We start from the raw sequence: 26606 nt of genomic DNA, 5'->3' as shown, positions 1-26606 counted from the left end.
GATGAGTTTATTAGAATTCAAAATCTACGTCTGGTGCTTTTTCACTTCCAGCTTCAGCTTTGAAATAATTTAATGGGTCAAAATTAAATAAACCTGCTAATATAGAATTAGGAAACGTTTTAATATGCATGTTGTATGGCTCTACAGTTGCGTTAAAGCGATCTCTAGCAACGTTAATTCTGTTTTCTGTGCCTTCTAATTGACTTTGTAATTCTAAAAAGTTTTGGTTTGCTTTTAAATCAGGATAGCGCTCTACAGTTACTAATAAACTTTTTAAAGCTCCAGATAAGCCGCCTTGTGCTTGGTTGAATTTTGCTAATTGTTCTGGTGTAATATTTGTTGGGTCTATAGTAATAGAAGTTGCTTTAGCTCGTGCTTCTATAACGGCTTGTAACGTCCCTTTTTCAAAATCGGCTGCACCTTGTACTGTTTTTACTAAGTTGCCAATTAAATCGTTTCTACGTTGGTAGCTACTTTCTACATTTGCCCAAGTTTTAGTTGCTGTTTCTTTTAAAGTTACAGCGGTATTGTTAAATCCTTTACCCCAAGAGTATGCGCCAATGGCAAGAATTGCAATTATAATTAATGGTAAAAATTTTTTCATGATAAAATAATTTGAATGTTGATTTTAGTTCTCAATATATTAGACTCAATGTTTCTTAAAAAGTTACTGTTTTAAGACATAAAATTTGGTTTAATTTCAATGCGTCTTTAGTTAATACTTAAAGATGTTCTTTTATTTTGATAAGTTGCGTTTTAATGTTCTCTAAAGTATTAATAATTTCAAAGTTGCTTAGTGCTTCTTTTTTTTCTTCCTTTAAATGTGTTTTCGCACCTTCTAGCGTAAAGCCACGCTCTTTTACTAAATGATAGATAAACTTTAAGTTTTTAACATCTTCTGGTGTAAATTTCCGGTTGCCTTTTGCGTTTTTTTTAGGTTTAAGGACATCAAATTCTTTTTCCCAAAAACGTATTAAAGAGGTGTTTACTCCGAAGGCTTTGGCCACTTCTCCAATAGCATAATATCGCTTTTCTGGTAAATCTATATGCATTAATCTAAAGATTGATTTTCTAATGAAGCGTGTTCTAAAAGTTTGCTGTATTCTTCCGCAGTTAAACTTCCGTAGTAGAAGTTCATTGGGTTTATGCGGTCGCCGTCTTTAAAAATTTCGTAATGTAAATGTGGTGCTTCCGATCTTCCGGTACTACCAACAAATCCAATTAAATCACCACGTTGTACTTTTTGGTTTTTTCGCACATTGTATTTGTATAAATGCGCATATAAACTAATGTATCCAAAGCCATGATCTATTCTAATATGGTTTCCATAACCTGTAGATCCAGAATCTGCACGAACCACAATTCCATCGCCAGAAGCGTAAATAGGTGTGCCACGTGGTGCTGTAAAATCCATACCCCAGTGCATTTTTCGAGCCTTTGTAAAAGGATCCGATCTCATACCATAACCAGAGGCCATACGTTTCAAATCTTTGTTATTCACAGGCTGAATAGCTGGTATTGCTGCTAGCAGTTTTTCTTTTTCTTTAGCAAGTACAGCAATTTCATCTAGCGATTTAGATTGCACAACAATTTGCTTTTGTAAAATATCTAAACGCTTATTACTTTCAATAATAAGTTTAGAGTTATCAAAGCCCTCTAAGTTTTTATATCTGTTGATTCCACCAAAACCAGCGCGACGTTGTGCTTCCGGAATAGGGTTAGCTTCAAAATAAACACGATAAATATTGTTGTCTCTATCGGCAACATTAGCCAAAACGTTTTCGGCTTCGTTCATTTTTTTATTCAGCAATTCATACTGCAATTGCATGTTGTGTAATTCTCTTGCGAGAGACCGTTCTTTGGGTGATTCTACGTATTGACTTGATATAAAAACGAACAAGAAACCAAAGAGTGCCGATGCTAAAATAAACATAAAAGCATACTTAAACGTCGTCCTTTTTCGGCGCTCAATCTTCCTGTAAGAAAGTGAATCAGAATCGTAATAATATTTTACCTTACTCATTACTATTTTTATACTATTTTTGCGCTTTACAATTTTTGTTTCAGTGCTTTAAATTTTAAAAGCAGAACGAACAAAGCTAATCATTTATTATTAATAGAATAATAAAACCGCTGTTTGTAGTTTTTTTAACTGAAAAGTAAAGATAAAAATTGTTTTGTAATTAATAGAAAATAACTGAAAAGAGAATATTTTATATATGAAGTCTCAAGACATCCGCGCTAAGTTTTTAAGTTTTTTTGAAGATAAAAAGCATAGTATTGTGCCATCGGCTCCCATGGTTTTAAAAGATGATCCAACCCTTATGTTTGTAAACGCAGGGATGGCGCCTTTTAAAGAATATTTTCTTGGAAACGCCCAGCCTAAAAATAATAGAATTACCGATTCGCAAAAATGTTTGCGTGTTTCTGGAAAACATAACGATTTAGAAGAAGTTGGTTATGATACCTACCACCATACATTGTTCGAAATGCTTGGTAACTGGAGTTTTGGCGATTACTTTAAAAAGGAAGCTATTGCTTGGGCTTGGGAACTTTTAGTTGATGTTTATGGCGTAGATAAAGATATTTTGTACGTTACCGTTTTTGAAGGCAGTGATGACGACGATAATTTAAGCATGGATACCGAAGCTTACGATTTTTGGAAACAATATATTTCTGAAGATCGCATATTAAAAGGTAACAAAAAGGACAACTTCTGGGAAATGGGCGATCAAGGTCCATGTGGTCCATGTAGTGAAATACACGTAGATATTCGTTCTGCGGAAGAAAAAGCTAAAGTTTCTGGTAAAGATTTGGTAAACATGGATCATCCGCAAGTGGTGGAAATATGGAACCTCGTTTTTATGCAATATAACAGAAAAGCGAACGGAAGTTTAGAGGCTTTACCAGATAAGCATATTGATACAGGTATGGGCTTTGAGCGTCTTTGTATGGTTTTACAAGGCGTGCAATCTAATTATGATACCGATGTGTTTACACCAATTATTCGCGAAATTGAAGCAGTTACCAATAAAACATACAATAAGAACGAAGAGGTAGATGTTGCTATTCGTGTAATTTCCGATCACGTTCGTGCCGTAGCGTTTTCAATTGCAGATGGACAATTGCCAAGTAATACTGGTGCAGGTTATGTAATTCGAAGAATTTTACGCCGTGCTGTACGTTACGGATTTACATTTTTAGAGAAAAAAGAACCTTTTATTTATAGGTTAGTTACTGTTTTAAGCGAAAAAATGGGGGATGCTTTCCCGGAATTGAAAGCTCAAAAACAACTTATTGAAAATGTTATAAAAGAAGAAGAACAATCATTTTTAAGAACATTAGATCAAGGTTTGGTCTTATTAAATAGAATTGTAGAAACTACAAAAGGAGATACAGTTTCTGGAGAGCGCGCTTTCGAATTGTATGATACTTATGGTTTTCCTATAGATTTAACAGCGCTTATTCTTTCTGAAAAAGGATTGAAGTTAGATGAAAAGGGCTTTAATGAAGAATTACAAAAGCAAAAGAATCGCTCGCGTGCAGCTAGCGAAATGTCTACTGATGATTGGACGATTTTAAGTAACGATTCCGAAGAAGAATTTGTTGGTTATGATTCGCTTGAAGCTAATGTGAAATTAACAAGATACCGTAAAGTTGTTTCTAAAAAAGATGGCGAAATGTATCAATTAGTATTTAACTTAACACCGTTTTACCCAGAAGGCGGAGGGCAAGTTGGAGATAAAGGTTACTTGGAAGATGCCCATGGTGATGTTGTTTATATTTTAGATACTAAAAAAGAAAGTAACGTTATTATTCACTTCGCTAAAAATTTACCAAAGCATATTAACGAAAGCTTTAAAGCGGTAGTAGATGAAAAACAACGTAATCGAACAGAGAGTAACCATACAGCAACACATTTATTACATCAGGCCTTAAGAGAGATTTTAGGAACTCATGTAGAACAAAAAGGATCGGCTGTAAACTCTAAGTATTTGCGTTTTGATTTCTCGCATTTTTCTAAATTAACAACCGAAGAATTGCAAGATGTAGAGAACTTTGTAAATGCCAGAATAGAAGGTAAGTTGCCTTTAGTTGAAAAAAGAAATGTTCCAAAGGAAGAAGCTATCGCAGATGGTGCTATGAGTTTGTTTGGAGAAAAATATGGCGATACGGTTCGTGCTATTCGTTTTGGACAATCTGTTGAACTTTGTGGTGGGACACACGTTAAAAATACAGGTGATATTTGGCATTTTAAAATAGTTTCAGAAGGTGCTGTTGCAGCTGGAATTAGAAGAATTGAAGCTATCACTAACGATGCTGTAAAAGATTTTTATTCTGAAAACAACAGAACATTCTTCGAAATGAAAGATTTACTTAACAATGCTAAAGAGCCTGTAAAAGCACTTCAGAATTTACAAGATGAAAACACCAATCTTAAAAAGCAAATTGAAGGTTTATTAAAAGATAAAGCTAAAAATATAAAAGGTGAATTAAGAAGTGAATTAGCTGAAATTAATGGCGTTCAGTTTTTAGCCAAAAAATTAGATTTGGATGCTGGCGGATTAAAAGATGTTGCTTTCGATTTAGGATCGCAGTTTGATAATTTATTCTTATTGTTTGCAACCGAACAAAACGGAAAAGCATTATTATCATGCTACATCTCAAAAGAATTAGTTGCTAGTAAAGGCTTAAATGCTGGGCAAGTAGTTCGCGAACTTGGTAAACATATCCAAGGTGGTGGAGGTGGACAACCATTTTTTGCAACTGCTGGAGGTAAAAATCCAGATGGTATTACAAAAGCATTAGATGGAGCAAAGGCCTATATTGGATAAAACAGAACAGTTTTAATCCATTGCTAATAATGAAAAAGCGCTAAACCTTAATTAAGGATTTAGCGCTTTTTTGTATGTAGAAATAGCACGTTCTCGTGCAAATTTATGTTCGACCATAGGTTGCGGATAGGTTAATTCATCATAATCTTCAACCCAACGGCGTATGTAAATGGTATCTTTATCAAATTTTTTCAACTGCTCGGCAGGATTAAAAACTCTAAAATAAGGTGCGGCATCGCAACCTGTGCCAGCGGCCCATTGCCAGTTTCCATTATTTGCAGAGAGTTCGTAATCTAGTAGCTTTTCAGCGAAATATGCTTCGCCCCAACGCCAATCTATTAAAAGGTGTTTACATAGAAATCCGGCAGTAATCATACGTACACGGTTGTGCATATATCCCGTTTTGTTTAATTCGCGCATACCGGCATCTACCATGGGGTAACCCGTTTTTCCTTCGCACCAAGCTTTAAAGTCTGCTTCGTTATTCCTCCAGGGTATCGCATCGTATTTTTGTTTGAAATTTTCGGTAACTACTTTAGGGAAATGAAAGAGGATTTGCATGAAAAATTCGCGCCAAATAAGCTCACTTAAAAATATAGCATTTGTTTTTAATGCTAATTTCACCATGTTTCTGGTGCTAACAAGTCCAAATCTTAAATGTGGTGAAAGGTATGAGGTTTGGTCTTGTGCTGGAAAATTTCGGACTTCGTCATAGCGATCCAAAGCCGTTAAGTTATATGGTTTTACTCGTATATCGCTTTTAGTAAACCCAATATCTTCTAAAGAAGTAAAAGTTGAGTTAATCTTATGGAATCTAGTGTTATCGATGTCATGATTTAATACATCTGCTTTGTCATCGAATTTTTTTAACCACTTATTCTTAAACGGTGTGTATATCGTATAAGGTGTGTTGTCGTTTTTTAGAATATCGTTTTCTTCAAAAATTACTTGGTCTTTAAAAGACTTTGCTTCTATGCCATTAGCACTTAATAAATTTGAGATTTCAAGGTCTCTTTTTATGGCGTAAGGTTCGTAATCTTTATTAAAAAACACACGCTCAATGTTATGCTCTGCAATTAGAGCTTTCCAAATTTCTAGAGTCGATCCTTTTTTTACAACAAGGCTCGATCCAAACTCGGTAAGTTCTTTGTTTATGTTTTCTAAAGTGTTGTGAATAAAGGAAACCCTAGCATCATCTTTAGGTAATGAGTCTAAAATATCATCATCAAAAATAAAAATAGGTAATACATTGTTACTCGATTTTAGAGCATAATGTAAAGCCGTGTTATCTTCTAGTCTTAAGTCGCGTCGAAACCAAAATAGAGTGATTTTATTTTCCATTAAAGTAGGTTTCTAAGGTTTTAAAACGGTATTCGAAAATACCTTTTAATTGTTTTTTTATAAAAAGAGTTTGAGCTAAATCACCTAAAATTCCAAAAGGTATTTTGTATGAGATTTTATCTTTCATTAATGTTTTTCCGTCAGGTTGGCTGTAAAACCAATGTTCATGATGCCACATTCTGTATGGCCCAAAACGCTGCTCGTCTATAAAGAAAGATTCGTGTTCAACTTGTGTTATTTCTGTAACCCAATTTGTATTTATACCTGGGAGAATACCAACTTTATAAGTTATTATTTGTCCGGCATAAGCCTTTTTATCTACTTCAGATGTGATTTTAAAACCCATTTCTGAAGGTGTGATTTTTTCTAGATTATTAGGAGAGCTAAAAAAAGACCAAGCTTCATGTATCGGAATGTCGATTTCTTGTGTAGCCTCTAAGGTGTAAATTCCAGAATGTTTTTTTATATTAATCATAATAAAAACTTAGAGTTTTAGACTAGTTATTCCCGCATCTATTGGGAATGTTTGTCCGGAAATCGATTTAGCATCGCTAGATAACAAGTATTTGGTTAGCGCGGCAACTTCATTAGGATCTAAAATAGATTTTAATGGGTGGCGTTCGCTCATGGTTTCTCTTTGTTTTTCATTTCGTAATAATCGAGAAGCCAACGGTGTGTCTGTAATAGTTGGTGCAATAATATTGAAACGTATTTTTGTTGCATATTCTGCTGCCAACGATTTTGTTAATCCTTCTAAGGCCGCTTTACTTGTGGCAATACTAGCGTGAAAAGGCATGCCTATTTGTGTTGCTACACTACTGAATAAAACCACACTTCCGTGGCCTTCAATTAAAGCCTTTTCGTAATGTTTTATAGTTTTTATAGCTCCTAAAACGTTAATGTTGAAATCGTTTTTAAAATCGTCGATGTTTAATCTCGATAGTGCTTTTAGGTTTATGCTTCCTGGGCAATACACTAGAGCATCTATGCTATCTATTTCTGGTAACTCCTCTTCTAAAACATCTAAAGTATGTTGCGTAATTGTAGAAGATGTTTCTATTGCCGTACGGCTTATGTTTACAATGCTATATGTATCTTTTAAGGTGTTTATAATGGCTTGGCCAATACCTTTGCTGCCACCAATAATAACTAGTTTTTTCATAATTTTTTATTTAGGTCTTTGGTAGGTTAATCTTTTAGTTTTAGTTGGTATGGCGTAAGTGTCTAAGCCATTAATAACAGCTGTGTTAGCTTTCAATAAGTCTGCAAAACCATCATGCTCTACAAGATCATCATTAATGTATAGATCTGTTATTTCACCTAAAATTAAAATAGTACCATTTGCTTCTATATCTATTTTTTGTAAAAATTTCATACCCATTTTTATTGTCGATTGCTTTACAAAAGGCGCATAAAAATCGTTATTGTATTCTTCTTCTAATCCTGTTTTACTAAACTCTGAAACATCTTTAGGGTATTTGGCAGATGTATGATGAGCATCTTCAACTATAGCTTCGTTAATATGATTAACGGTGTAATAACCTGTTTCTATAATATTATCGAAAGTATGGCGCCTTACCGTTGTTGGTCTCAGTACAAAACCTAAAATAGGTGGTGCAGAACCATAATGTACTACAGAACTGAAAACGGCCACATTGGTTATTCCCGATTGAGATTTTGTCGCTATTAAATTTGCAGGTTTATAGCCCGTAATACTATTAATCAAATTTATTTTATAAATATGATCGAGTTGGTCTATATCGTTACGGCTAAAATACATTTATAAGGTTTTATAATTGTTTATTATAATATGGTTTGGTTGTAAATCGTGCATTAAATTATACAATCCGAAAAATGTTCTATTAATATATATGAAATGTTTCGAGCCACGATTACCATTCATTTTTTTAAGTTCTGTGCTTTGTGCGTATTTAGTACTTAACTCCGCTATTTTATTGAAAAAAGTAGGATTCGAAAAATCGAAAACCTCTTGCTGTAAAGGTGTTGTGAAAAGCGATAACATTTCGTGAAACAGGGTTTTGAAAAACACAATTTCCTCTTGAGAATCGGTTGGTTTTAAAATTTCTAATTCATATAATTTCGCTTCAAAAAATGCTGGATCTTCAATGTTTTCTTTTTCAGCTAATTCAAAATAAGGCGTGTAAAAAGTTAGCGGCACTTCTTTCATACAACCAAAATCGATAGCGACTAACTCATTTTCTGGCGATACTAAAAAGTTACCAGGATGCGGATCTGCATGTACTTTTTTTAAGGTATGCATTTGGAACATATAAAAATCCCATAAAGCCTGACCAAGTTTGTTTGAAACCGCAGGATCATTATTCTTTTTTGTGAATTCTGAAATATGAAGTCCGTCCATCCAATCCATTGTTAAGATTTTATTAGATGAAAATTCTTCGTAATATTTCGGGAATTTTAAATTCGGAATATGTTTACAAGCTTTAGATATTTCAATACTTTGCTGAAGTTCGAGCGTATAGTTTGTTTCTTCTATTAGTTTATTCTCGATTTCTTTAAAATAATCGTCGGTACCTTCTCCTTTAATATTGAACATGCGTAAGGCAATAGGTTTCACAAGAGCCAAGTCTGATGAAATACTATCTGCAACACCTGGATATTGAATTTTAACAGCAAGTTTTTTGTCTCCTTTTGTTGCCTTATGTACTTGGCCGATACTTGCTGCATTTACAGATTCTGCTGTAAACGTATCGAAAACTTCCGATGGTGTTTTTTTGAAATATTTCTTAAATGTTTTAGCAACTAGCGGTGCAGATAAAGGCGGAACAGAAAATTGCGACAAAGAAAATTTCTCTACATAAGCATTGGGCAAAATATTTTTCTCCATGCTTAGCATTTGAGCTACTTTTAGAGCGGAACCTTTCAGGTTTTTTAAACCATCGTATATGTCGGTAGCATTGGCTTCATTTAAATTATCTTTAGCTTCAGCCTCTGTTTTCACCATTTTCTCACCATAATATTTGGCATAATTTACGCCAACTTTTAGGCCTGTACTCACTAGTTTAGTGGCACGTTGTATTTTTGATGTTGGTATTTTGTCTATTGTTTTCATGTGGACATTGTTTTTTCTTTCCAAAGAAACTTTGCAAAATCTAAAACGCTTTCTAGTGGTTTTATTTCTTTTAAATCGAAACTAACTTGTACCGATTTTTCTATGAAAATATCTGTTTTTTCAAAATTTGGAGATGTGTCTTCTAGCCAAAACTGTATGGTGAATAATAATTGTGCCCAAGCGGTTTCGTTGGTGCCCTTTTTATTTAGAGAATTCAGTGTTTTGTTTTTCAGATCTACGCTATGTGTGTAAATCTCACTTTCTATATATTTAAGAAAAGTTGACCTAAGTTTAGATAATAGTTTTAAGGCTTCTAACTTATTTTTATTTTGTGCTAATTTTAAATAAACATAAGATCTGTTCGCATTTAGCATTTCGAAAAAAGTGAAATAAAAGCTTAATAACTTATCCTTTGGTGCGTAATGTGCATAATCTTCATTTTCTGCTAATAGAGCCAAAGTGTTTTCGCAAAAAAGTGAAAATATATGTTTTTCTAAAACATCAAAATTGCTAAAATATTTATAAAAATCTTTTTCTTCAAAATTGTTGGCATGTGCAAATGCATATACTGTTTTTGGTATGTTCTCGTCTGTCAATAAAGCAGACATGTATAAATCTATTATTTTTTCTGCTGTAATATTTTTTTTTCTAGCCATGAGTTTTTGTTTTAATTGTTAAATACAATGTAGGCGTTTAGACTTGTTGCAATCGTCATCCATATTAAATATGGAGCTATAAATATTGTGTAATACTTTACCGTTTTTATATAGTTGAAGGTGAAATAACCTATTAATAACCATAGTGAAACAATAAAAATTAAAGCGATTTGCGTTTGGTGCTGATTAAAGAATAGGTAGTTCCATGATACATTTAAAAACCATTGCAAAGCGTAGAGTTTCATTAAAGGTTTAAAGCCAAACGGGAAATTAAGGCTTAGTGCCGCCATGTAAACAGCAAAAGTTGTCATAACGGTGGTCCAAGCAGCTCCAAAAACCCAGCCTTCTGGTGTCCAAGGTGCTTTGTTTAGTGAGGCGTACCAAGGAGATGTTTGTCCGTTATCCATCAATAGAACACCAACACCAAGAGCTAAAATGTTTATGCACAAAAAAATGGTAAATCTTACTAGTTTGTTATTTTCCATGTGCTTTTTGTTTAAATGAATTAAAAATTAATTGTATTGAAAATAACAAGTTGAAGGCGTAAAAAACATCTTCAAATGGTATCGTAAAAATTCTAAAACCTAAGTTTTCGTTGTCGTTATACCATACAACGGGTTCATCTATAAAGCTTCCTGTTAGTATGCCATTTACTAAAAGGAAGGGTAGTAAAATGATTAAAAAACTTAGGAAATAACGTTGTAATACTTCTAAATGAAATTTTAAACCATAGGTTAATAGAGCTATAAAAAATAAGAAATTTAAAGTCGTGTACCATTTTCCGAAATGAAATAACAATAAAACGAATATCAAAATGAGCATTAATCCGCCACTTATTACGGTTGCTGCTTTCGAGAGTTTAAAATTTGGTAAATAATATGCTAAAACTTCGTGTGTAAACAAGCAGGCATAAGGAATGCAAAAGAAAAACAACCATTCTTCTATTGGTATACCTAAAAGAGCAATGGGTAAATGGTAAGAATCGTTAAACCCCCATATACCGAATTTTGTAAAAAGCACATCCCAAATTATAAAAGGTATTGCCACTAGTAAAATGCTTAAAAAGGCACTTTTAGCGTATTGTATAAAGTGAAATTTTTTTTCAAAAACACTATACAGCAGGGGAATACTTAAACTCCCTAATGTTAATATGAGATATAAGTATGGCATTATTGTACTTTTTTAAAGTATTTTAAAGGAACAAAAAGCATCCCGAAGCACTCACCATCTGGTTTGTCTAAATGTTTGTGGTGTATTTTATGTGCTTTTCTTAAACCACGTAAGTACCAGTTTTGAGTGTTTTTAAACCAACTGAAGCGTCTGTGTATCAGTACATCGTGTATTAAAAAATAAGCTAAGCCATATAATAAAATACCTAGCCCAATAAAAAATAAAAAATTAAGCTGTGGGCGAATCCCGAAAAAGAACAACATTATACTAGGCGTTGCAAAAATGATGAAGAACGCATCGTTTTTTTCGAAAACGTGAGGGTATCCCGGTTGGTGGTGGTCTTCGTGTAAAAACCAACCAAACCCATGCATAATATATTTGTGTGTGCACCAAGTAACACCTTCCATAATTATGAAAGTGATTAGTGTTGTGAGTATAAAGGTTAAAATGATCATAGGGTTGTGTAATTTAGAATGTATGTATCCAAATAATCGCTGTTGTCTTTTATTTTTAAAAGTTCTGATAAAAAATGTTTGTCATTTTCTATATCAGAATTATAATTTAACATCTTGGGCAGTTGCTCTTGTATCACCAAACGCACATATCTTAAATTGGCGTTCTTTGGTTCGTTTGTTATTAATTGCTCAAGCTTAGCTTTTCCTTTGCTAAAGGTGTTAAGTTTTTGCCATGGTAATACTTTATATTCTGCTTGTTTCATTTCTAAAGAAATAACATAGGCCTGAATATCCGCACTATCACTTTTTTTATATTTTTCGATGTATTCTATTTCTTGAGCTTTACTTTTAATATCATGATACTCAACAATATGTTCTGGTGTAGAGTTTTGAAATAAAAAGAGTAAAACACAGAAGTAGTACATTACATTAAATTTAGCTTATACTTAACGTAGCTTCGGGCTAGTAAGTTTATTTTCATTGGGTTAGAAACTCTAATCCGTGTGTTTATAATTTTTTCTGATGGTGTATTTTTAAGTTTCTTTAGTAATTTTCTATAGTATCTATAGGCCATATACACTCCAAACTTGGCTTCAACAGGTAGGTTTAATATACCCTTTTTATAGGCAAATTCAAAATCAGATTCAATATCTTGAATAATGATGTTTTTTGAAATGGCATCGAGCTCTTTTAGGTTTATATTCGGAAAATAAGAACGGTTTAAAACGTTAATATCATCTTTTAAATCTCTTAAGAAATTTACTTTCTGAAAAGCAGAGCCTAAGCGTTTTGCGGCTTCTTTTAGGTCTTCATATTGTTCATCGTTTCCGTTTACAAAAACCTTTAAACACATAAGGCCAACAACATCGGCAGAACCATAGATGTAAGCTTTGTATTCTTCGTCGGTAGTATATTCCGTTTTGTGTAAATCGGCACGCATACTTTTTAAAAATGCCTGAGTTAAATGATCTGGAATTTTATATTGATTCACAGTATGGATAAAAGCATTCAAAATAGGGTTAAGGCTAATGCCTTGCGCTTTAGATACGTAATAATCTTCTTCAAATTTATTTAATAGAAGTTCTTTATCATATTCATGAAAAGAGTCTACTATTTCATCAGCAAAACGGACAAAACCATAAATGTTATAAATAGCCGATCGTATATTTGGCGAAAGCATTTTTGTAGCTAACGAAAACGAAGTGCTATACTTTTGGGTTACCAACTTACTACAAGAGTAAGAAACCTCGTCAAACAGTTGTTTCATAGTTGTTGTTGTTTCTAGTTATCGTTTTTCAAAATTAAATCAGAAGCTATTTTTCCAGAAATTAATGCTGGAGGAACTCCTGGTCCAGGAACTGTTAGCTGCCCTGTAAAATATAGGTTCTTAACTTTTTTACTTTTTATTTTTGGTCTTAAAAATGCGGTTTGTGTCAAAATGTTAGCCAAACCATAAGCGTTTCCTTTATAAGAGTTGTAATCTTTTTTAAAGTCGTTAACACAGAAACTTTCTTTAAATAGAATATGATCTGTAACGTTTTGGCCGGTTAATTTTTCTAATCTTTTTATTATAATGTTGAAATATTTTTCTCTTAATTCTGGTGTATCTTCTAAATCTGGAGCTAACGGAATTAAAAATGTTGCCGCTTCTTGGTGTTCTGGAGCAAAGGTATCATCTGTTATAGACGGAAAACTTGCATAGAATAGAGGTTCTTTTGGCCAACTCGGGTTATCGTAAATGGTTTTAGCATGGGTGTCAAAATCTGTATCAAAAAACAAAGTGTGATGACATACATTCTTTAATTTTTTATCTAACCCTACATAAAATAATAAAGACGATGGGGCAAAAACTTTCTTGTCCCAATATTTTTCCGAATATTGACGGTAAGATTGCGGTAATAATGTTTCCGTATGGTGGTAGTCTGCACCGCTTAAAATTAATGTCGAAGGAATAAATTCGCCATTAACCGTAAGTCCTTTTATGTTTTTAGATGCATCCACCTCGATAGATTGTACGTTAGCATTTGTTTTGAATGATACGCCTAAGCTTTTTGCTAGTAACTCCATGGCTTCAATTACTTTATGCATGCCACCCTTTGGGTGCCAAGTACCTAAGCCAAAATCGGCATAATTCATAAAGTTATAAAAAGCTGGCGTATTACTTGGCTTAGCACCAAGAAATAATACAGGAAATTCTAAGATTTCGATTAATTTAGGGCTTTTTATATCTTTTCTTACCTGAGTTCTTATGCTCGAGAAGAACTGAGTAATTTTACTAATGGTTGTTGGAGTCACCAATTCTAAAGGAGAAACGCCTGGTTTGTACACTAAATCGTTTATAGAAACATCGTAATTAAACTTAGCCGATTTTAAAAACGCTTTTAAGTGTTTAGAACTTCCTGCTTCTTCGCGCTCAAAAAGTTCGTAAATTTCTTTTAAAGTTCCTGGGATTGTAAGGGCTTCACCATCTTCAAAGTAAGCTTTGTAAGCTGGGCCTAACTTTTCCAATTCATAGTAATCCGATGGCTTTTTGCCAAAATCGGCAAAGAATTTTTCGAATACATCTGGCATCCAATACCAAGTTGGTCCCATGTCGAATGTAAAACCATCTTTTTTTAATTGGCGTGCTCTGCCTCCAATTAATTCGTTTTTTTCTAATACTTCAACGTTGTATCCTGCTTGTGCAAGATAGCACGCCGCCGATAAGGCAGAGAACCCGGATCCGATAATATGTATTTGTTTTTCCATTTTGTTTAACAAATATACAAAATAAGTTAAACAAAAATTAAATTAATTAAACTTCTTTTAAAAGAGGAAGTATATTCGGGAAGAATTTAATGTCCGATTTAAATGCTGATTCATCAAGTTCCTGCAATTTATAACCTGCTGCAAGTAGTTTGTGCTGTGTTGGTGCTAAGTTTTTGTCTAAATCTTTAAAGTATCCCTCTACTAAATCTACACTTGGACTTACGGTAATAGATGTTATAAAACACATTTTAGAATCGCTATTAAAAAAAGAATTTAAGTTGTCCATTGGTAAGCTTCGTCCTAAATATATGGTTTTGTATCCTTTTAATAATAATTCGTAATTAATATAAAGTAAACCAATTTCGTGTATTTCATTTTCTGGTAAGAACAGCACATAAGTTGTAGTGTCGCTTAAGTTAGAATAGCCTAGTTTTTCGGTTTCAATTAATATTTTTTGGGTTATTAAATTGGATATAAAGTGTTCGTGTGCAGGTATTAAGGTGTTAGTTTGCCAAAGCAGTCCAATAAAATTTAATAAAGGGATTAAATTTGTTTTTATAACTTCACTAAAGGTGTTTTGTTGAAGTAGTTTGGCATACGTGGTGTTGAATAATACGCTATCAAATTGTATCATAGCGAGTTTAAAAGCTTGCGTAGAATGCTGGTTTAGGGCATTTTTGTTGGCTAGTTCTCTTGCAGTGTGTTGAATAACATCATAAGGCATTTCTGCAATTTTCGAAATTTTATAGTTGTTATCCTTTAGTAATACAATGTTTAATAGCTTTTTTAAGCTCTCAGTAGTGTAGTATCTTATATTGGTATCTGTTCGTTTTGGAGCTAATAAGTTGTATCGTTTTTCCCAAATACGAATAGTATGCGCTTTAATTCCTGAAATATTTTCAAGGTCTTTTATCGTAAAGTTGTCTTTAATTTCGTTCAACGTATTTTAGTTTTTGTTAAACAAATGTAAGCTTTTTAAATAAACTAACGACATAGGTTTGTTCATTTATGTTTACTTTTGAAGCATAGAATTATATTATTTATATGAAATTGAAAACCGAAATACCTTTTGTCTCGAATGAAAATGATTTAATAAATTATAATTCTGAAGTGCTTTTGTTTGGGAGTTGTTTTTCTGAAAATATCGGAGAAAAGTTAGAGTATTTCAAATTTAAGAGTCGTCAAAATCCATTTGGAATTCTTTTTCATCCGCAGGCAATTTATAATTTAATTGAAAGCGCTATTCAACATAAAATATACAAAGAAAGTGATGTATTTTTTCATAATGAACAATGGCATTGTTTCGATGCGCATTCAAAATTAAGTCATTCATCTAAAACTGATTTAATAAACCAACTTAATACACGGGTAACAGCTACAGAAAATTATATAAAAAATGCCACGCACATCGTTATTACACTTGGTACAGCTTGGGTTTATAATTTTATTGAAACCGATAAAGTAGTTGCTAATTGTCATAAAGTTCCTCAAAAAAAATTCAAAAAAGTGTTATTGTCTGTAGACGAAATTTCGAATACACTTAGAAATATATTAACGCAAATTAGATCGGTAAACTATAACGCAACAGTAATTTTTACGGTATCGCCAGTAAGGCATTTAAAAGATGGTTTTATTGAGAACTCGCAAAGTAAAGCGCATTTGTTAGCGGCTATTCATGCTGTAGTGTCTAATAAATCTTATTATTTTCCTTCCTATGAAATTATGATGGATGAACTTAGAGATTATCGTTTTTATGCGGAAGATATGATTCACCCGAACACAACAGCAATCAACTATATTTGGGAGCAGTTTCAAAAGGTTTGGTTGTCTCCAGATGCTTCAAAAATAATGAATAATGTAGATGTTGTTCAAAAAGGGATGCAGCATAAACCTTTTAATCCTAGTTCCGAAGCTCATTTAAAATTTTTAAAACAGCTAGAAATTAAAAAAGAGCAGCTTCAAAATCAGTTTGCACATATGGTTTTTTAGTTTATCATTCACTTATTTACGTAGTCTAGGTCTAACATCCTTCCGTAATTATTTTTTTTAGAACCTAAAAGGGTACTGTTTGTCGGGAAACTGGTTTGCTTTTAAACTTATTTAAATAACGTCTTGTCGAAAAATTACCACAAATAAAGATGATTCAGTTAATTTTAGATTGCTATTAATCAGTTCATTTAGAAACACCATTCTTGCAGATTTTTTATAATTTTTGCAGATGGTGTTTTTTATTTCTATGCTTTTCAGAATAGTGAATTATGTTTTTATTAATTTAAAATACTGTTAACCTTAATGTAACACCAGTGAAACGGTAGTTGTCTACATTTGTACCGTTAGCAATTGCTAACATAAATTACATTAGTTAGGCTTCATATGTCGAAGTAAACTGATGTTTTTTTATTTTAGCCATATGCGAAAAATTCTATTTGGTGTTGTTATTACTTTAGTTGTGTTATTCACCTTTAAATATTGTGGTGAAAAACAAGAAGATAAAATAGTTCTTAAAGAGAGCTCGGCACTTATACAAGAGCAAATAAAAAATGTTGGGAAACTAATAGTAACCGAAGGGCATTTTAGTGAGGTTTTTAATTACAAAAACTCTAAAGACATTTTCGGAGCCTACTTAACTTCAGAAAAAAAGGCACTCGTAGTTGTTAATGCCGATGTTACAATTGCCTACGATTTAAGTAAAATTGAATTTCAGGTCGATGAGGCTACTAAAACATTAACTATTATTAGTATTCCAAAAGAAGAAATCAAAATTAGTCCAGATTTTGAATACTACGATATACAAGCCGATTTTTTAAACCCCTTCGAAGCTAAAGATTATAATGATATTAAAGCTATTGTAAAAAAATCTTTAGACAAAAAAATAGAAAAATCAGATTTAAAGAGTAATGCGCAAAACCGTTTAATCAGCGAACTCTCCAAATTCTATATTTTAACCAATTCTTTGGGGTGGACACTTCAATATAATAGCACTCCAATTTCAAAAACAGAAGAACTACTTAATATAAAATTATAGTTTCCCTTGTAAGCTTTTCCAGCCACCTCCGTTGGTTGCTTCTATATTATTTCTATTTAAAATACTTGCGGCGTTTGCCGAACGCATACCGCTAGCACAGCACGTAATAACTGGTTTGTTTAACTTTTTTATGTAATCTATTTTTGTGTTTAAAGTTTGTAAAGGCATGTTTTTAGATCCTGCAATAGCACCTTGTTGGTATTCGCCAGGAGTGCGTACATCAATAATTATTGCGCCTCTTTCTTTAAACTCAGTTACTGCATTATTTGTATTTCCAAAAAGAAAATTTAATAGTCCCATATTTTTATAAATTTACACAAAGATCTTCATGTTTTATTAAAACAATGTAACACCTGTTACTTAATAATTTTATGTATATTCAAACTTTAATTATTAAATAAATGGAGCCATACGTTACGTTAAATATAGAGAATAAAGTTGGATATATTGAGTTTTATCATCCCAATAGAAATTCTATGCCAAGTGATATTTTAGATTTACTGGCGCAAACTATTAAAGGTGCTGGTGAAAATGATGATGTAAATGTAATTGTTTTAAAAAGTGGAGGCGATAGAACATTTTGTGCAGGAGCAAGTTTTAATGAAATAATAGCGATTGAAGATGAAGAAACAGGTTTTTTGTTTTTCTCTGGTTTTGCAAAAGTAATTAACGCCATGCGAAAATGTCCAAAGCTTATTATTGGCAGAGTACAAGGTAAAAGTGTTGGTGGAGGTGTTGGTTTGGCAGCAGCAACCGATTATTGTTTAGCAACCCAATATGCTTCTATTAAATTAAGTGAATTAAGTATTGGTATTGGTCCATTTGTGATTGAGCCTGCTGTTTCTAGAAAAATTGGCAAGAATGCCATGTCGCAAATGACTATAGATGCGGAAACGTTTTTTTCTTCGGAATTTGCAAAAGAAAAAGGCTTGTTTTCTGAAGTATTTGAAACCGTAGAAGAACTCGATAATGCTGTTAAAGTTTTGGTAGCTAAGTTGGCAAGTTATAACCAAGAAGCAGTAAAGGAAATGAAAAAAGTGATGTGGGGCGGTACCGATCACTGGGACGATTTACTAAGCGAACGCGCTAAAATTAGCGGGAAGTTAGTGCTTAGTGAGTTTACGAAAAATACATTAAAACGCTTTCGTTAAGTTTAAGCGAGCTGTTTAGTTGTTCTAACAATTTCTAATCCGTCGTCAATTAATTGACCTACATTTGGTTTGTTCTGCTTTACGGTTTCTAAGTGTTTAACAATACTGTTGCAAAGCTTGGTTTCATTTTCAATAGAAGCCAATTCGAAAATTTCTATAGCTAGAAGCCAATCTGTCGGGTGGTTTTCCATAAGTTCTTCTAGTACTTTTGTTCTCGAAATGGTTTTGTTTTTTCCTTCACGATAGTCTCTAATTTGTTGATAGAGATTTTCGAGTTCCAATCGTTTTTTAGATTTTTTAATATGAATAGTTTTAGATGAAGTTTTGTGTGTTATTAAATCAAAACTATTTAAATCAGCAGGACCAGAAAAAGCAGACACAACCGTTTTGCCTACGGCCATATGATAAATGCCAAATTCTGGTTTAAATAATATAGTATCTAAGTGCGTTACAGTACAATTGTTAAAACTGATAAGAATTATTTTACCTTGAAGATTGCGCTTGCCGGTAATAATTTCTCCAGAAACGGTTACGCCACCTTCAAATTCTAGTGTGGTTACTTTTTCTTCATATATATTGTAGGCGCTTAAATCACGCGGACTCATATCTTCAATGGCAATGTTTATACCTTTTAATTTTCCGATAGGTGAACCAAAACCGTTAGTATGATTTTCGGTGCCGTGACCAACCAATTCTTGTTCTCGGTAAGCTAAAGCTGTTTTGCCTTTGGTTTGTATGTAAATTACTTGTCCGTCGCTATCTTTTACATCAGAGAAAACGCCTGAAATTTGAAGTCCTGTACTCAGTTCTATAGATCCTAAAGCTTCAGATTTAATAAGCTTTTTTACACCCGAAAGACCGCCTTTCCGAACAGACATAGTATTTGCAAATTCTTCTAAAATTAAACTTAAATGCGCAAAATTAGGCGTTACAAAAAGTTGAGGCTGTGGTTTTGTAATATCAAAATCTTGATAAGTTGCGTTGATTGTGTACGGTAATTTTTTTACTTTATCAGTAATGCACCATGCGCTTTCTCCAATAGAAGATAGTAAGCCGGCTCCATAAATCTTGGGGTTTTCAATGCTACCAATTAATCCATACTCTACCGTCCACCAATGTAAATTTCGTATTAAAGACATTTCGCTTGGTGTACCCATATTTTGCTGTAGGTATTCTACTTTTTTTTCCGCGGAAGCAATAGCGTCTTCGTTAGCATTTGACGCTTCTTTTATAATAGATAAGTGTCTAACGGCTTCGTAGAGTTCATAATCTTTAGCTGAAGAAATAGCCTTACAACCAATTTCTCCAAAACGCCGTAAGTATTCGGCATATTCTGGGTTTGCAATAATAGGGGCGTGGCCTGCGCCTTCGTGAATAATGTCGGGAGCTGGGGTATATTCAATATGTTCCAATTGCCTAATGTCGCTGGCGATAACCAAAACATTATAAGCTTGAAATTCCATAAAAGCATTTGGCGGAATAAACCCATCTACGGCTACGGCTGCCCAACCGATATCTTTTAAAATACGATTCATGCCATACATGTTGGGTATACTATCAATAGAAATTCCTGTAAGTTTTAGCCCGTCTAAATACGATTTGTGTGCTACCGTTTTTAAGAAGCTAACATTTTTACGCATCACATAGCGCCAAACTGCCTGGTCTATTGCTGAGTAATCGGTATAGTTTTGTGGCTTTATAAATTGCTTTAAATGTTTCGGTAAACGATTTAAAATAGCGTTTGGTTCTATTGATGTATCCATAAATATAAACGGTTTTACTTAAGTAAAAATACGAATTATTCATTGATGTAGTGTTTTGTTTCATTTATTTTGATTGTGCAGAGTGTAATAATGGTCTTCTTTCATTTCTACTATGCATATTGGTGTTAAACTAATCATAGTTTTATTTTCGCTCAAATTTAAAAATCAATCTATATGAAATTTATTAAACTACTTTGTGTATTTATCTTTTTTTAATTGTGAGTCACGTTATAGAGTAATTGAGCCAAATAACTTAAACTACGTATCTAAAGCTGAAACGGAAGAAGTAACATTAGAATATAAATACGATTTACTAGATAAAAAATACTCTAAGAAAGAAGATAAAAAAAGGTATACGATTGGTAGCTGTGAAAATTTCTAATAATTCTAATAAAGATTTAGTTTTCGGTAGAGATTTAAACTTGGTTTATGCAAATGGAAATGAAATTTATGTTTTAGATAAAGAGAAAACTTTCAAAACTTTAAAACAAAGCCCGGCAACACATTTGTTTTATTTATTATTAACTCCGGTTAATTTTTACACAACTAAAACAAACGAGTATGGGTTGTAAGAAACAACGAGTTCAACACCGGTAGGATTAATTTTAGGACCTGGTTTTGTAGGCTTCCCCTTTTTAGGACACCTTAAAGTTCGGCTAATAAAAAGTTTAAAACTGAATTAGCAAAATTTGATTTAAAAGGATCAACAATAAAGCAAGGCGATGTCAAATACGGATTAGTAGGTATTGATTCTCAATCTTATGATGCTTTAAAACTTAGTTTGCAATAGGAATTGAAAAGTGAGATATAAAAAAAGGCGATTCTAAAATTAGAATCGCCTTTTTTTATAATTATTTATTCGCTTCCGGAGGATATTTCATCATAATTTCCGAAACAAATTCTTTAATGCGCTCATCTTTCTTTTCCATCTTTTGGGTTAAATAACCGCTACCCATACCTTGCCAAACTAATTCTTTTTTCTTGGCATCGATTAAATCAATAAATAAAACACCTTGTGTAGATGTTGATACGCTTGGTTGATTAAAACCCCAGCCCCATCCAGGACCAAAGCCACCGTAACCGCCCCAACCCCAGGCGCCTCTACCCCAAGAGTTATTGTAAACGTCAACACGTTGGTTTGCTTTTGTAAATAAACTTATTAATAAGTCTGGATCTTCAGATTTTGTAAAGCCTTTTGCAATAAGTTCGGCTTCAATAGCTCGTAAAATACGTCGTTTATCTAAATCGCTAATTTCAGCTTTATCAATACCTGTTTTAAAAAAGGCAAATGTTTTATAGTTATTAAAGTTAGCGTCTTTGTCATAATCGGCAGCAACTTTAACCGAACTACACGAAGTAACCACGATCAACAAGGCTAAAAGCGGTAATGTTTTTAAAAATGTTTTCATAAGGAAGCGTTTTTTTTGGTTTTTATTTTCAATGTACAACTTTTAGTTATTTCATTGATTTTAAGTTGGTTTTGTGTTTTTTAAAAGTATCAATAATCATACCAATATATTGTTTTTTAATCGGCTGTAATTATTTTAACGTTTACTATTCTTGGTTTTCTCGTTAAATCCATAAGGGCAATGGCGGCATCCGCTTTCGCAACAATATTCTCGTTTTAGTAAGTATTGCGCTGTAAAACAACGGTAACCTTCCGGTGTCCAGTAAAAATCGCCATCTTCAATTGGGATAATTTTTTTCATAGATTACAAAGATAACGTAAAATCAAATTATTTATTTCTGAAAACTTTTATATCTTGGATTGGTTTTTGTTTCCTCTATAATATGGTTTTCATTTCTAAATATTTAGTTCCAAAAGGGTATTCTGGTATTACCTTATATCCATTCGTGTTTTTGAAAACTAAAAAAATGAAGCATGATACTGTGTTACTTAATCACGAAAAAATTCATTTAAAGCAACAACTAGAGCTGCTTATTCTTCCTTTCTATATATGGTATGTTTTAGAGTTTGTGCTTCGTTTTATTCAATATAGAAATTGGCATACGGCTTATAAAAATATTTCCTTTGAAAAAGAAGCTTATCTAAACGAAGGGGATTTACATTATTTGAATGAACGCCGGTTTTGGAGATTTTTAAAGTATCTTTGAGACCATGATTTTTCAACTGGAAAATAGCGTAAATCAAAGGGTGAAGTTGCCTGATAATAGTACTGTAGAGCTTTATTTAAAGCGAGAAGATGCTATTCACGATTTTGTTTCAGGAAATAAATACCGAAAGCTTAAATATAATATTCTTGAAGCTCAGAGTTTAGGTTGTAAAACGCTGCTTACTTTTGGTGGTGCTTATTCTAATCATATTGCAGCTGTAGCTTCGGCAGGTAAAATTTACGGACTTAAAACCATTGGTGTTATTCGTGGTGAGGAGCTAATTGATAAAATTGATAGTAATGCAACTTTAAGCTATGCTAAGGCATGTGGTATGCAGTTTAAGTTTGTATCGCGTGAAGCTTACAGAAATAAAACGTCTACAGATTTTATAAATAGCTTAAAAGAAGAATTTAAAGACTTCTATAGTATTCCTGAAGGTGGTACAAATATATTAGCTGTAAAAGGTTGTGAAGAAATTTTAACAGCTGAAGACGCTAATTTTGATTATATCTGTTGTGCTGCAGGAACAGGAGGAACAATCTCAGGACTTATCAATGCTTCAAAAGCAAATCAACAAATTTTGGGTTTTCCGGCTTTAAAAGGCGACTTTTTACAAGAAGATATTAGTAAATTTGCAACCAAAACAAATTGGGAATTAATTCTAGAGTATCATTTTGGCGGTTACGCTAAAATAAATTCAGAATTAGTTAGTTTTATTAATCGGTTTAAGTTAGAAAATAACATCGCACTAGATCCTGTTTATACAGGTAAAATGCTATATGGTATTTTCGATTTAATTGAAAAAGGAAAATTCCCGAAAGGGTCAAAAATATTAGCGATTCATACTGGAGGTTTACAAGGTATCACAGGAATGAACGTTAATTTGAAAAAGAAAAAATTACCATTAATTGAATAGAAAAAGAATGAAGAAGTTTTTAATGTTGCTATGTGTTGTAGCTGTATGTTTTAGTTGTAAATCTAAAAAAACAGTAGTTACTAAAAAGAAGAAGACTAAAACCGAGCGTGTTGTAAAGAACAAAGAAAAGGAAACGGTTAGAACAACATCTGGTAATAAAGTTTCTACTACAACATATGCAAATGCTACAGACGAATATATAGCAACTTATGCACGAGTTGCTGTTGATGAAATGGAACGTTATAACATACCAGCAAGTATTACTTTAGCACAAGGTATATTAGAGTCGGCTTCAGGAAATGGACGTCTTGCTAAAGAAGCCAATAATCATTTTGGTATAAAATGCCATACTTGGGATGGAGATAGAATTTATCATGATGATGATGCCGCACAAGAATGTTTTAGAAAATATGATGATGCTAGCAATTCTTTCCGTGATCACTCATTGTTTTTATCAGAGCGCAGTCGTTATGCTAGTTTATTCAAATTGAAAAAAAGCGATTACAAAGGTTGGGCTAAAGGCTTAAAATCTGCTGGTTATGCAACCGATCCTAAATATCCTGCTAAATTAATTAGTTTAATAGAGCGTTATAATTTAGATAAATACGATAATAGAAAAGCCTCTTCAAATTTAAAAGAAAGAAATAAAATTGAAGTGAACTCAAAAACCAATGTGGTTAGTGTTCGCGAGGTTCCAAAGCAAATAACGCATGTTGTTGTAAAAGGAGATACCTTATATTATATATCCAAAATGCATAATATTAGTGTTGAAGAGTTAAAAACACTAAATGATTTAGAAGATAATAACATAAAAATAGGACAAGTTTTAACAGTGAGTCCAAAATAATTTATATGATTTATAAACGAAGTAGCGCCTTGTTTGCTGAGGCAGAAAAAGTAATTCCTGGAGGTGTAAACTCTCCGGTTAGAGCGTTTAATGGTGTTGGTGGAACGCCAATTTTTGTAAAAGAAGCAAAAGGAGCTTATTTATATGATGAAGATGGTAACCGATTAATCGATTACATTAATTCTTGGGGCCCTATGATTTTAGGGCATGCCCACGAACCTGTTGTAAATGCGGTAATCGAAAAGGCTAAAAAAGGCACATCTTTCGGGATGCCTACCGAAATAGAAACACAAATTGCAGAATTAGCGGTTTCTATGGTGCCAAATATTGATAAAATTAGGTTTGTAAATTCTGGTACCGAAGCTTGTATGAGTGCGGTGCGTTTAGCACGTGGCTTTACAGGAAAAGATAAAATTATAAAATTTGCAGGATGTTATCATGGACATTCCGATTCATTTTTAATTCAAGCCGGAAGTGGAGCAAGTACCTTTGGTACGCCTAATAGTCCGGGTGTTACAAAAGGTACGGCAAAAGACACCTTGTTGGCTACTTATAATGATATCGAAAATGTTGAAGCATTAGTAGAAGCGAATAAAAATGAAATTGCTTGTGTTATTATAGAACCTGTAGCTGGTAATATGGGGTGTATACCTCCAACAGAAGGTTTTTTGGAAGCTTTAAGAGCGGTTTGTACAGCAAATAATATTCTTTTAATTTTCGATGAGGTCATGACGGGCTTCCGTTTAGCAAAAGGTGGTGCTCAAGAATTATATGATATTAATGCCGATATAGTATGCTTCGGGAAAGTAATAGGGGGCGGTTTACCTGTAGGTGCTTTTGCAGCACGTAACGAAATTATGAATTATTTGGCTCCAATAGGTCCCGTTTATCAAGCAGGAACATTAAGCGGAAACCCTTTAGCTATGGCTGCAGGTCTGGCAATGTTAACTGAGTTGAATAATAAGCCTGAAATTTTCACAAGTTTAGCAGAGAAAACAGCTTACTTGCATACGGGTATCGCTAAGGTTTTAACTGAAAATAATATCACACACACCGTTAATAGAGTAGGGTCTATGATTTCTATTCATTTTGATGAAGCTGAGGTTGTCGATTTTAATTCAGCAGCAAAAGGAAACAACGATACTTTCAAAGCGTTTTTTCACGGTTTACTAAATGAAGGTGTTTACATTGCACCAAGTGCTTTCGAAACTTGGTTTATTACAGATGCTTTGAGTTACGATGATTTAGATTTTACTATTGCAGCAATAAATACTGTTGCTAAAACATTATAAGGAATAAATTAAAACAAGTATTTAGCTTGTTCAACATACTATATCGGTCATCATGAAAATGGTGATCGATATTTTTTTATATAAAAACCAGAATTAAAACATACTATAAAGACAGCTTCTTAAGTTGCTTTGAGTTTTATAATATCCTTCTTCAGGAATACTTCCCAAATAAAGACAGCGTACACAACAATATATTCTATAGCAATTACCCATAAATTTTCCGATTTATCAGCTTTGTCAATATTAACATAAGCCAAGTAGCTTAGTATAATTACAAAACTCCACACTAACGGAAACTTATATTTAGTAAAAACACTCAAAATTAAAAGCGTTGCAACATACCAAGGGTGTATAGTAGTTGCTGTAAAGTAATAAAAAGATAAAACGAGCAACATGGCCGAAATCAACTCAACCATAGTTTTGTTCTTCCTAAAGAAAGTAACAATTAAAATAAATAGAATAACCAAAACCGGAGTTACCTTTCCTATAATACCAATTTCATTATAACCTCTAAATGTATATCCAATTTCACGAGCTATATAATATAGACTAGCGTTAAATTCAAAGTTCTGAAACCACAAGCCAACCGTTTTGGCATAGTTTCTAAAAAACGCTTCAGATAGAAAGGGCGAGAATAATAAGAGTGTAGTAATTAAAACAAGACTGTAAAAGCCAGTTAACTTCCAAAAGCCGTTCAACCAATTTGGTTTTTTCGTAGCACCATCATCAGTGTTCAATAAAAACCATTTAAAAAACAGTGGTAGAAATATTAAAGGAATTAACTTAACACTAATCGATAAAGCTAAAACTACAGCTGCAAATTGCCATCTTCCGCAATGCAGTAAATACAAACTCCATATTAAAAAGAAAATCATCACACCCTCAAAGTGTAAATTCCCGGTAAGTTCAATTATTATAAACGGATTTAAAATATACCAGAAAATATTATAAACAGGAATATTGAGTCGTTTTAGTAATTTGCTACCATAAAAAAACGTTCCGAAATCTGCTGCTATAATAAGGAGCTTAAAAACAACCACTGAACCGAGAATGCTTTTTCCTGAAAAAAGGGAAGCAATAAAAAAACAAAGTTGATTAATCGGTGGGTAATTTGTAAAATGGCTACCATTAAGTACTCCCATTCCCGCATACAAAGCCTCGGCTTGCGCCACAGGTAATTGTCCTGAGTTTATAAACGATT

Annotated in this window: 29 protein-coding genes (1 of these 29 running past the window's edge); 8 read left to right on the top strand and 21 right to left on the bottom strand. The window is 33.0% G+C overall.

The window, feature by feature from the left end:
• Window positions 1-10: 10 nt before the first annotated feature.
• From GQR98_RS04180 to GQR98_RS04170, 3 genes are all read right to left on the bottom strand, one after another.
• A complete protein-coding gene (locus tag GQR98_RS04180; protein WP_159018418.1) occupies window positions 11-604 on the bottom strand; it encodes a LemA family protein in 594 nt (197 codons plus the stop codon).
• A 118-nt stretch (window positions 605-722) separates the two neighbouring features.
• Entirely contained in the window at window positions 723-1052 is a 330-nt protein-coding gene (locus tag GQR98_RS04175) for a MerR family transcriptional regulator (RefSeq protein WP_042496730.1), read from the bottom strand.
• Window positions 1052-2023 (bottom strand): M23 family metallopeptidase, encoded by a 972-nt coding sequence (locus GQR98_RS04170; protein ID WP_159018417.1) that lies wholly within the window; start codon window positions 2021-2023, stop codon window positions 1052-1054. The genes GQR98_RS04175 and GQR98_RS04170 overlap by 1 nt, the downstream gene beginning before the upstream one ends.
• A gap of 196 nt (window positions 2024-2219) precedes the next feature.
• On the opposite strand from GQR98_RS04170, the gene alaS reads away from it, so the two are divergent.
• Window positions 2220-4835 carry an alanine--tRNA ligase gene (alaS, locus tag GQR98_RS04165; RefSeq protein ID WP_159018416.1) on the top strand — a complete coding sequence of 872 codons (2616 nt, stop codon included), beginning with the start codon at window positions 2220-2222 and terminating at the stop codon, window positions 4833-4835.
• 51 nt (window positions 4836-4886) lie between these two features.
• Here alaS and GQR98_RS04160 read toward each other — a convergent pair whose 3' ends face one another.
• The 13 genes from GQR98_RS04160 to GQR98_RS04100 are packed head-to-tail and all read right to left on the bottom strand — an operon-like array spanning window position 4887 to window position 15236.
• The gene (locus tag GQR98_RS04160; protein WP_159018415.1) at window positions 4887-6176 is read right to left on the bottom strand and encodes a cryptochrome/photolyase family protein; all 1290 of its coding nucleotides are present in this window, start codon (window positions 6174-6176) and stop codon (window positions 4887-4889) included.
• The gene (locus GQR98_RS04155; protein WP_159018414.1) at window positions 6166-6651 is read right to left on the bottom strand and encodes an SRPBCC family protein; all 486 of its coding nucleotides are present in this window, start codon (window positions 6649-6651) and stop codon (window positions 6166-6168) included. Before GQR98_RS04155 ends, GQR98_RS04160 begins: the two co-directional genes overlap by 11 nt.
• 9 nt (window positions 6652-6660) lie before the next feature.
• Window positions 6661-7338, bottom strand: coding sequence for an SDR family NAD(P)-dependent oxidoreductase (locus tag GQR98_RS04150; RefSeq protein WP_159018413.1), 678 nt, complete (start codon window positions 7336-7338; stop codon window positions 6661-6663).
• 6 nt (window positions 7339-7344) lie between these two features.
• Window positions 7345-7956 carry a flavin reductase family protein gene (locus tag GQR98_RS04145; RefSeq protein WP_159018412.1) on the bottom strand — a complete coding sequence of 204 codons (612 nt, stop codon included), beginning with the start codon at window positions 7954-7956 and terminating at the stop codon, window positions 7345-7347.
• On the bottom strand, window positions 7957-9267 hold the full coding sequence (locus GQR98_RS04140) for an ABC1 kinase family protein (protein ID WP_159018411.1): 1311 nt from the start codon (window positions 9265-9267) through the stop codon (window positions 7957-7959).
• The gene (locus GQR98_RS04135; protein ID WP_159018410.1) at window positions 9264-9923 is read right to left on the bottom strand and encodes a TetR family transcriptional regulator C-terminal domain-containing protein; all 660 of its coding nucleotides are present in this window, start codon (window positions 9921-9923) and stop codon (window positions 9264-9266) included. Before GQR98_RS04135 ends, GQR98_RS04140 begins: the two co-directional genes overlap by 4 nt.
• An 11-nt stretch (window positions 9924-9934) precedes the next feature.
• Complete coding sequence (locus GQR98_RS04130) at window positions 9935-10408, bottom strand: TspO/MBR family protein (RefSeq protein WP_159018409.1); 474 nt, start codon at window positions 10406-10408, stop codon at window positions 9935-9937.
• On the bottom strand, window positions 10398-11093 hold the full coding sequence (locus GQR98_RS04125; protein ID WP_159018408.1) for a lycopene cyclase domain-containing protein: 696 nt from the start codon (window positions 11091-11093) through the stop codon (window positions 10398-10400). Before GQR98_RS04125 ends, GQR98_RS04130 begins: the two co-directional genes overlap by 11 nt.
• Complete coding sequence (locus tag GQR98_RS04120; protein ID WP_199270265.1) at window positions 11093-11548, bottom strand: sterol desaturase family protein; 456 nt, start codon at window positions 11546-11548, stop codon at window positions 11093-11095. Before GQR98_RS04120 ends, GQR98_RS04125 begins: the two co-directional genes overlap by 1 nt.
• Window positions 11545-11973: a hypothetical protein gene (locus tag GQR98_RS04115; protein WP_159018407.1), complete on the bottom strand. Its 429-nt coding sequence runs from the start codon at window positions 11971-11973 to the stop codon at window positions 11545-11547. Before GQR98_RS04115 ends, GQR98_RS04120 begins: the two co-directional genes overlap by 4 nt.
• A complete protein-coding gene (locus GQR98_RS04110; protein ID WP_159018406.1) occupies window positions 11973-12815 on the bottom strand; it encodes a phytoene/squalene synthase family protein in 843 nt (280 codons plus the stop codon). Before GQR98_RS04110 ends, GQR98_RS04115 begins: the two co-directional genes overlap by 1 nt.
• Before the next feature lie 14 nt (window positions 12816-12829).
• Window positions 12830-14296, bottom strand: coding sequence for a phytoene desaturase family protein (locus GQR98_RS04105; protein WP_159018405.1), 1467 nt, complete (start codon window positions 14294-14296; stop codon window positions 12830-12832).
• Between the two features lie 46 nt (window positions 14297-14342).
• Window positions 14343-15236, bottom strand: coding sequence for a MerR family transcriptional regulator (locus GQR98_RS04100; protein WP_042496753.1), 894 nt, complete (start codon window positions 15234-15236; stop codon window positions 14343-14345).
• Between the two features lie 104 nt (window positions 15237-15340).
• On the opposite strand from GQR98_RS04100, the gene GQR98_RS04095 reads away from it, so the two are divergent.
• Window positions 15341-16285: a GSCFA domain-containing protein gene (locus tag GQR98_RS04095; RefSeq protein WP_159018404.1), complete on the top strand. Its 945-nt coding sequence runs from the start codon at window positions 15341-15343 to the stop codon at window positions 16283-16285.
• Between the two features lie 421 nt (window positions 16286-16706).
• Window positions 16707-17321, top strand: a complete 615-nt coding sequence (locus GQR98_RS04090) for a DUF4230 domain-containing protein (RefSeq protein ID WP_159018403.1) — start codon at window positions 16707-16709, stop codon at window positions 17319-17321.
• Here GQR98_RS04090 and GQR98_RS04085 read toward each other — a convergent pair.
• Entirely contained in the window at window positions 17316-17621 is a 306-nt protein-coding gene (locus tag GQR98_RS04085; protein WP_159018402.1) for a rhodanese-like domain-containing protein, read from the bottom strand. The two genes, GQR98_RS04090 and GQR98_RS04085, sit on opposite strands and share 6 nt — an antisense overlap.
• A 101-nt stretch (window positions 17622-17722) precedes the next feature.
• Between GQR98_RS04085 and GQR98_RS04080 the strand changes: the two genes are divergently transcribed.
• Window positions 17723-18472, top strand: coding sequence for an enoyl-CoA hydratase/isomerase family protein (locus GQR98_RS04080; protein ID WP_159018401.1), 750 nt, complete (start codon window positions 17723-17725; stop codon window positions 18470-18472).
• Between the two features lie 2 nt (window positions 18473-18474).
• Here GQR98_RS04080 and GQR98_RS04075 read toward each other — a convergent pair whose 3' ends face one another.
• The 3 genes from GQR98_RS04075 to GQR98_RS04065 form a co-directional block, all read right to left on the bottom strand.
• Window positions 18475-20235, bottom strand: coding sequence for an aromatic amino acid hydroxylase (locus GQR98_RS04075; RefSeq protein ID WP_159018400.1), 1761 nt, complete (start codon window positions 20233-20235; stop codon window positions 18475-18477).
• 851 nt (window positions 20236-21086) lie between these two features.
• Window positions 21087-21644, bottom strand: coding sequence for a DUF4136 domain-containing protein (locus GQR98_RS04070; RefSeq protein ID WP_159018399.1), 558 nt, complete (start codon window positions 21642-21644; stop codon window positions 21087-21089).
• A gap of 135 nt (window positions 21645-21779) precedes the next feature.
• Entirely contained in the window at window positions 21780-21944 is a 165-nt protein-coding gene (locus GQR98_RS04065; RefSeq protein WP_159018398.1) for a DUF5522 domain-containing protein, read from the bottom strand.
• 166 nt (window positions 21945-22110) lie between these two features.
• Here GQR98_RS04065 and GQR98_RS04060 point away from each other — a divergent pair, with 166 nt between their 5' ends.
• The 4 genes from GQR98_RS04060 to hemL are packed head-to-tail and all read left to right on the top strand — an operon-like array spanning window position 22111 to window position 25405.
• Entirely contained in the window at window positions 22111-22350 is a 240-nt protein-coding gene (locus tag GQR98_RS04060; protein ID WP_317164211.1) for a hypothetical protein, read from the top strand.
• A gap of 4 nt (window positions 22351-22354) precedes the next feature.
• A complete protein-coding gene (locus GQR98_RS04055; RefSeq protein ID WP_159018396.1) occupies window positions 22355-23266 on the top strand; it encodes a 1-aminocyclopropane-1-carboxylate deaminase/D-cysteine desulfhydrase in 912 nt (303 codons plus the stop codon).
• Between the two features lie 7 nt (window positions 23267-23273).
• Window positions 23274-24113, top strand: a complete 840-nt coding sequence (locus GQR98_RS04050; RefSeq protein ID WP_159018395.1) for a glucosaminidase domain-containing protein — start codon at window positions 23274-23276, stop codon at window positions 24111-24113.
• A 5-nt stretch (window positions 24114-24118) separates the two neighbouring features.
• Window positions 24119-25405 (top strand): glutamate-1-semialdehyde 2,1-aminomutase, encoded by a 1287-nt coding sequence (gene hemL, locus GQR98_RS04045; protein ID WP_159018394.1) that lies wholly within the window; start codon window positions 24119-24121, stop codon window positions 25403-25405.
• 119 nt (window positions 25406-25524) lie between these two features.
• On the opposite strand, the gene GQR98_RS04040 is transcribed toward hemL, so the two are convergent.
• Window positions 25525-26606, bottom strand: partial view of a mannosyltransferase gene (locus GQR98_RS04040; protein ID WP_159018393.1) — the 3' portion only. The gene runs 325 nt beyond the window's last position; only the last 1082 of its 1407 coding nucleotides appear in the window; the start codon falls outside the window, past its right edge; the stop codon is at window positions 25525-25527.

Origin of the sequence: Algibacter sp. L3A6, assembly GCF_009796825.1 — a bacterium.
Lineage (GTDB): Bacteria > Bacteroidota > Bacteroidia > Flavobacteriales > Flavobacteriaceae > Algibacter.
The sequence above is the reverse complement of the archived record's forward strand: the minus strand, read 5'-3'. Positions and strand labels throughout refer to the sequence as shown.

Coding starts and splice junctions, on each gene's coding strand:
- GQR98_RS04120 (WP_199270265.1), bottom strand. CDS start 11,548: ATGATCATTTTAACCTTTATACTCACAACACTAATCACTTTCATAATT.
- GQR98_RS04125 (WP_159018408.1), bottom strand. CDS start 11,093: ATGCCATACTTATATCTCATATTAACATTAGGGAGTTTAAGTATTCCC.
- GQR98_RS04055 (WP_159018396.1), top strand. CDS start 22,355: ATGATTTTTCAACTGGAAAATAGCGTAAATCAAAGGGTGAAGTTGCCT.
- GQR98_RS04170 (WP_159018417.1), bottom strand. CDS start 2,023: ATGAGTAAGGTAAAATATTATTACGATTCTGATTCACTTTCTTACAGG.
- GQR98_RS04110 (WP_159018406.1), bottom strand. CDS start 12,815: ATGAAACAACTGTTTGACGAGGTTTCTTACTCTTGTAGTAAGTTGGTA.
- GQR98_RS04130 (WP_159018409.1), bottom strand. CDS start 10,408: ATGGAAAATAACAAACTAGTAAGATTTACCATTTTTTTGTGCATAAAC.
- GQR98_RS04105 (WP_159018405.1), bottom strand. CDS start 14,296: ATGGAAAAACAAATACATATTATCGGATCCGGGTTCTCTGCCTTATCG.
- GQR98_RS04090 (WP_159018403.1), top strand. CDS start 16,707: ATGCGAAAAATTCTATTTGGTGTTGTTATTACTTTAGTTGTGTTATTC.
- GQR98_RS04160 (WP_159018415.1), bottom strand. CDS start 6,176: ATGGAAAATAAAATCACTCTATTTTGGTTTCGACGCGACTTAAGACTA.
- alaS (WP_159018416.1), top strand. CDS start 2,220: ATGAAGTCTCAAGACATCCGCGCTAAGTTTTTAAGTTTTTTTGAAGAT.
- GQR98_RS04080 (WP_159018401.1), top strand. CDS start 17,723: ATGGAGCCATACGTTACGTTAAATATAGAGAATAAAGTTGGATATATT.
- GQR98_RS04180 (WP_159018418.1), bottom strand. CDS start 604: ATGAAAAAATTTTTACCATTAATTATAATTGCAATTCTTGCCATTGGC.
- GQR98_RS04115 (WP_159018407.1), bottom strand. CDS start 11,973: ATGTACTACTTCTGTGTTTTACTCTTTTTATTTCAAAACTCTACACCA.
- GQR98_RS04065 (WP_159018398.1), bottom strand. CDS start 21,944: ATGAAAAAAATTATCCCAATTGAAGATGGCGATTTTTACTGGACACCG.
- GQR98_RS04070 (WP_159018399.1), bottom strand. CDS start 21,644: ATGAAAACATTTTTAAAAACATTACCGCTTTTAGCCTTGTTGATCGTG.
- GQR98_RS04135 (WP_159018410.1), bottom strand. CDS start 9,923: ATGGCTAGAAAAAAAAATATTACAGCAGAAAAAATAATAGATTTATAC.
- GQR98_RS04150 (WP_159018413.1), bottom strand. CDS start 7,338: ATGAAAAAACTAGTTATTATTGGTGGCAGCAAAGGTATTGGCCAAGCC.
- GQR98_RS04060 (WP_317164211.1), top strand. CDS start 22,111: ATGAAGCATGATACTGTGTTACTTAATCACGAAAAAATTCATTTAAAG.
- GQR98_RS04050 (WP_159018395.1), top strand. CDS start 23,274: ATGAAGAAGTTTTTAATGTTGCTATGTGTTGTAGCTGTATGTTTTAGT.
- GQR98_RS04140 (WP_159018411.1), bottom strand. CDS start 9,267: ATGAAAACAATAGACAAAATACCAACATCAAAAATACAACGTGCCACT.
- GQR98_RS04095 (WP_159018404.1), top strand. CDS start 15,341: ATGAAATTGAAAACCGAAATACCTTTTGTCTCGAATGAAAATGATTTA.
- GQR98_RS04085 (WP_159018402.1), bottom strand. CDS start 17,621: ATGGGACTATTAAATTTTCTTTTTGGAAATACAAATAATGCAGTAACT.
- GQR98_RS04155 (WP_159018414.1), bottom strand. CDS start 6,651: ATGATTAATATAAAAAAACATTCTGGAATTTACACCTTAGAGGCTACA.
- GQR98_RS04145 (WP_159018412.1), bottom strand. CDS start 7,956: ATGTATTTTAGCCGTAACGATATAGACCAACTCGATCATATTTATAAA.
- GQR98_RS04075 (WP_159018400.1), bottom strand. CDS start 20,235: ATGGATACATCAATAGAACCAAACGCTATTTTAAATCGTTTACCGAAA.
- GQR98_RS04175 (WP_042496730.1), bottom strand. CDS start 1,052: ATGCATATAGATTTACCAGAAAAGCGATATTATGCTATTGGAGAAGTG.
- hemL (WP_159018394.1), top strand. CDS start 24,119: ATGATTTATAAACGAAGTAGCGCCTTGTTTGCTGAGGCAGAAAAAGTA.